The sequence below is a fragment of the Methanobacterium sp. genome (genome assembly GCA_012838205.1).
In the GTDB taxonomy this organism is placed as follows: Archaea; Methanobacteriota; Methanobacteria; order Methanobacteriales; family Methanobacteriaceae; genus Methanobacterium.
Map to the genome: position 1 here is coordinate 1 of DUPR01000061.1, position 4,892 is coordinate 4,892.

Below are 4,892 nucleotides of genomic sequence, written 5' to 3' on the forward strand. Positions count from 1 at the left end.
AGGGGGGGTTGTTTATAGGTAATAGCTTTTTTGAACCCTTTTAGCTTTAGAAGGCTGGTTGTTGGGATGATAAATAAAGTCACTTGTGCCTAAAATACGGAAACTCTCACGCTTTAGAGTATAGGTGCCCTCCCAGTAAGTTAAAACGCCATGAATCGTGAAATTCCCACCAAAAGTCTGACCATCATTCTGGAAGGTAGTAGTACCGGTCCAAGCAGCACAAGTCATATTCATATTCCCCTTAAAGAGAGTGTTGAACATGGCATCTTTAACATCTTTATTTAGTAGGGAGAACACTGTTCCCGGGGTGACCTTAATCTGGTCAATCCTCCCAGTACCATGCAGTCCGTCTGCAGTGTAATCCAGGGGACTTTCTGATTTTTCAGCCCCGGTGAGTTGTAAAAAGAAGTTAAAATCCCTTCCCTTTCCATCTATTTTATAGTAACCACCTAAAGAACCAGCAGTAGGGTCCTCAGGGTGGGTGGGTGGTATCCAAACTTTAGACGAGTAATTGTAACTTATCTGGTCAAAAGCAAGAGCACTTAAAACTCCATTGGTGACTTCCAGCACTGCCAAACCAGTGATAGCAACCAGTACTATGACTAAAATTAAGATTTTTTTATTCATTTCAATCAGATATCTAATCCTTTTCCACATTAATACTAAAATAAGCTCAAGCTTAGAAAATAATTAAAAAAATAGGGGGGGGAGTCTTGTTGTTATACAAGACTTGCAATTGCACGGCACAGTTCAGGTGGCACAGTGATGGTGATGGTTACAGTTCCATCAGCATTAACTGTTATAATCTCTTCTTCATAGATTGGTTCCTGTTCTGCAGTATCATATCCTGCGATCTTCTCCAGTTCTTCTTCAGTGGTGGCAACGAAAGACACACTCTGGTTGATTTCTTTTGGTAACTGGAAGATTGGAACTGGATTAAAGGTTACTGGTGTTTTGTTATCTTTTTCTGTTGGGTATAGGGTGTTAGACCATCCCTGGAATTCAATGTCCAGTGTTCCTATACCACCAACACCTTTGGTTTCATTGAAAAGACCTTTCCATGATTGCACACGAATGGTGGTGCCGGCAGGTAATGGTTCGTTACCATATCCCATGATCTGTGATAAGTCAATGGTTACATTTTCATCAGGTTTGATGAAGTTTTCAATATAAACAGTCATGTTAGTCCCATTTTTATGGGTTACATTGGCAACTAATTCTACCTGAGCCCAAGTATCACCATGGTTCATAATTGCCACTTTGGTACTTTTAGCATTTACATCAGTGCCAGTAGTATTATTATTGTTGCATCCTGAAACAGCCACAACCACCATGACTACTGCCAGGACAGCTAATAATCCTAAGTTTTTTCTCATTTCTAACCACTCCTAGATTATGGTAACAACTTTGTAGATTACTACTGCACCGAATACAAATAGCAGGGGCAGTATCGCTACGTTGGAGCTGTTAATAAAAGTGTTTATTTTACTATTTTTGCCAGCCTCAGAGCTTAAAATTTCCTTCAAGGCTAGAAATACGATTAAAGCCACTACCGCGATTAAACTGTAGCCTAAAATATCTGCTGAAGTTACCGCAGTGGTGGTGGCTGCTGCAGCCGAAGAAGCAGATGTTGCTGCAGTGGTTGTTGTGGCTGTGGTTATAGTCGAAATCATGATTTTACCTACTTGAACTACTATTTCTTTAATCTAATATATATCATTTTTCTTTCCCACAATATTTCATTTGGACAACAATTTCCATCGTCGAATGAAAAGTGTTATCAGAAAGTGAACTAATTAAATAATTGTAGAATCTTTCTATTTTTCATTATAAATAACCTTTTCGAAATCTTCCTGATAAAAATAAAAATCAACCAATACAAAGACATGTCACACCACTTATTATTAAGACAGTTGTTTTTTTAATAATTTATTACCCGACAACTTCACATGTTAATACAATAAAACAATTGGACATTTAGGTGGTTATATTCAACCACAAATGTAAAGACCGGTAGGCTGTTTTTTGGTCAGGTAATTTATAGAGTAAAAACTGCATTTTCTTATTCCCAGAATTTCCGGCAGTGAAATTAAATGGTATCTCCCTTTTCTCACCATTTTTCAGGGTTAGTGTTTGGTTGTGGAGGGTGTGGTTTTTGACTTTCACCAGGATCTTATAATCAGTGGTGGCGTATTCATGGTTAACCACACCAATAATCACCTCACCTTTCTGGCCATGTGTGAGGTTGGTTGGATAGTTACTGGCCTTACCATCTGGTCCCAGGATGTAGAATTCTGTGAATTTTTCACCCTGTTTAGGTTTAACTATGATGTAAACTGTGGTGGATATGGCTAGGATAATGCTGATAATCAGGATGATTGAGAGGATTTTCTCAGTTTTAGATTCTGATTTAAAAGACCCCTTAATCTGTCTTTTCAATTCTCCCAGGGGCACGAAATATTTTTCCGCATCAGGCAGCATTCTCCTCCGAATACATGCAATTAGGCACATGGCCATGGTGAATATGGTTAAGCTAATCAGTATCGGATCCAGGCGTATGCCCCATGGTGTGTAATTAAGAGCCAAACCAATGAGTGGTGTTACAGCGATGCTCAAACCAAACGAAAGAGCCGCCCTTTCAATACCATCCAGATCTCCCCATCTAGGGAAAAGAGCAGCAATGAGTGAATAGCCCGGTATGAAAAGTACCAACAAAATCCCCAGAATAGTCCGGATAAAACTCTTATTAAGCGGAGGTATTAATACGAAAACCACAGTAAGAAGAGTTAAAACCACAATAATAATCAAATCCAGGTAATAGTTTCTGGGTTTGTAGGTGGGGAAAGATTTTTCATGGTCTTCATCTGGGAGATGATCCCCTGATTCTGAATCTCGAGGCATGGTTTTCTCTTCCTCTTTTTTTAAGGGAACCTCTTCTGAAGTAACCATTTCATGAGTCATTTCATCAGGAGATTCTTCTCTCGGAATCTCAGTATAAGGGGCTTCTTCATCTAGTTGGGTTTCTTCTTCATCTGATTGGGCTTCTGATGCTAATAATTTAGGCAGCAATATCATGGCCACCATGATTATGGCAGATAGCACAATCAGTTCCAAACTGTACTGTGAAATTTCCTTAAGAAAACCAGCATCCCATCCCAGGAAATCCAATACAAAAAGGAAAACACCAATTATTAAAATTACCAGGAATATCTTCTTCAGGAAGGAGTACCAACCAAAAACATGAGATTCTTCATATAATTCATCATCCATCCAGATGGGTTTGTCCATTTCCTCCTCATACTCAGTGGGAAGGGATTGGCTTATAATCTCTTCATCAACTGCTAGTGGAACACTTCCCTGTTTTGCGTCTTCATCATCATCTGTTTGCCCATATTCAGAGTATTCTACATCTTCATCATAATATTCATAAGGATCTTCTTCACCATGTTCTTCTAGAACATGATCCCTTAATTCTGATGCCCTTTCAACTGATTCTTCCAGAGTTAATTGTCTCCCATCATAATAGGGTTCTTCTGGGGATGGATCTTTCCTACGGATCACTGCTATTAATGAGAACAAAACAGCCAAGATAAGTAGAATGTTGATGAGATTGTCATTGTAGGATCCCATCATCAGGGATTCTAAGATCAATGGTAGAAACAGGATAAAAAACAGTCCCAGGACAAAGCCCACACCAGCACGCAGGGACCATTCCATTTTCTCTTCACCAGGCCAGATAGCAGTAATGATAGAGTATCCAGGTAACAATAAAATTGAAACATATTCCATGAAAGTTAGAACATTACCCTTAACCAGTTGCAGCCAGCTAATGATAAGAACTGCCAAACTGCTGATGATAACCAGTATAAGGTCCCTGTGAAGTGAAAGTTTCATAAAAGAGTGTTAGGAGGAAGAGGTATAAATAGTTAGTAAATGATCCAAGGAGTAAATCACCCCCTAAAAAACATATCATCGGACAGGGATAAAAACACGAAAACAAGTTTATAAAATATTTATGAATTAACCTCTCAATATGAATCACATGTACCGGTTAATTTAATGGAGAAAAGCAAGAAAATGTATAATTATCATGCATTCGGACTGGAAATAGCTTCAGAAGTGGAACTCCCTGGTATGATACAGGGTTCTGGTAATCCTGATGTTAAAATATTGTTAAATAAGGTAGATCCTACCCTTGTTTCGGATGCAGAGGTGGAAGGTCCTAACTACTTGGTTAAGGATGGTGATGTTTTCCTTTGGTGGGATGATATTGGCAAAGTCAAGATCAGTGAGGGGAAGCAGGTGACTGTGGAAGCCATTGCCGATCTTGATGATTCCAGTGAAATAAACATCATACCATTTCTATTAGGTCCGGTGATGTCACTATTATTACACCAACGGGGTTTTCTAATCCTACACGGCAGTTCAGTAAAAACAGATGGTGGGGCAGTTTCTTTTCTAGGTTACAGGGGTAATGGTAAATCCACCACCGCTATCCACCTCTACACCAAGGGTTACCCCCTGGTAACTGATGATATTTTGGCTATAAAATTCCGTGAAGATGGGTTGCCTTTAGTTTATCCTGGTTATCCCCATGTACGCTTAGGTGAGGATTCATACCTCCAGGTAAAAGATAACACCGATATTTTAACTCCAATAAAGACCTTAGCAGGGAAAGTTTTCTGTGATGCCTCCCACAAGTTTTCCCCAGAGCCAGTGATCCTGAAAAGAATTTATGTTCTGGAGAAGACTGATAAGATGGGTATTACAAGGTTAAAGTCCCAGGAAACCATTATTGATCTTATCCGGCATTCAGTAGCCAACCGGATCTTCCAGCACACCACCCAAAAAGAGAACTTAATACACTGTGCACAGTTAATAAACAAGGTAAA

The 4,892-nt window shown here is 39.3% G+C and carries 5 protein-coding genes; 1 reads left to right on the forward strand and 4 read right to left on the reverse strand.

Annotation, left to right across the window (positions count from 1 at the left end):
* Positions 1 to 12: 12 nt before the first annotated feature.
* The 4 genes from GXZ72_08550 to GXZ72_08565 all read right to left on the reverse strand — a co-directional run bounded on the left by GXZ72_08550 (position 13) and on the right by GXZ72_08565 (position 3,894).
* Entirely contained in the window at positions 13 to 627 is a 615-nt protein-coding gene (locus GXZ72_08550) for a hypothetical protein (protein ID HHT19593.1), read from the reverse strand.
* A gap of 92 nt (positions 628 to 719) precedes the next feature.
* Positions 720 to 1,376 carry a hypothetical protein gene (locus GXZ72_08555; protein ID HHT19594.1) on the reverse strand — a complete coding sequence of 219 codons (657 nt, stop codon included), beginning with the start codon at positions 1,374 to 1,376 and terminating at the stop codon, positions 720 to 722.
* A 12-nt stretch (positions 1,377 to 1,388) separates the two neighbouring features.
* Positions 1,389 to 1,673: a hypothetical protein gene (locus GXZ72_08560; protein ID HHT19595.1), complete on the reverse strand. Its 285-nt coding sequence runs from the start codon at positions 1,671 to 1,673 to the stop codon at positions 1,389 to 1,391.
* Between the two features lie 304 nt (positions 1,674 to 1,977).
* Complete coding sequence (locus GXZ72_08565) at positions 1,978 to 3,894, reverse strand: DUF1616 domain-containing protein (GenBank protein ID HHT19596.1); 1,917 nt, start codon at positions 3,892 to 3,894, stop codon at positions 1,978 to 1,980.
* Between the two features lie 165 nt (positions 3,895 to 4,059).
* Here GXZ72_08565 and GXZ72_08570 point away from each other — a divergent pair.
* Positions 4,060 to 4,892, forward strand: an 833-nt coding sequence (locus GXZ72_08570; protein ID HHT19597.1) for a hypothetical protein, incomplete at its 3' end; no start/stop codon positions are given.

Bases quoted from the DNA above. Each gene is read 5' to 3' on its own strand.
- GXZ72_08550 (HHT19593.1), bottom strand. From the start codon at position 627: ATGAATAAAAAAATCTTAATTTTAGTCATAGTACTGGTTGCTATCACT.
- GXZ72_08555 (HHT19594.1), bottom strand. From the start codon at position 1,376: ATGAGAAAAAACTTAGGATTATTAGCTGTCCTGGCAGTAGTCATGGTG.
- GXZ72_08560 (HHT19595.1), bottom strand. From the start codon at position 1,673: ATGATTTCGACTATAACCACAGCCACAACAACCACTGCAGCAACATCT.
- GXZ72_08565 (HHT19596.1), bottom strand. From the start codon at position 3,894: ATGAAACTTTCACTTCACAGGGACCTTATACTGGTTATCATCAGCAGT.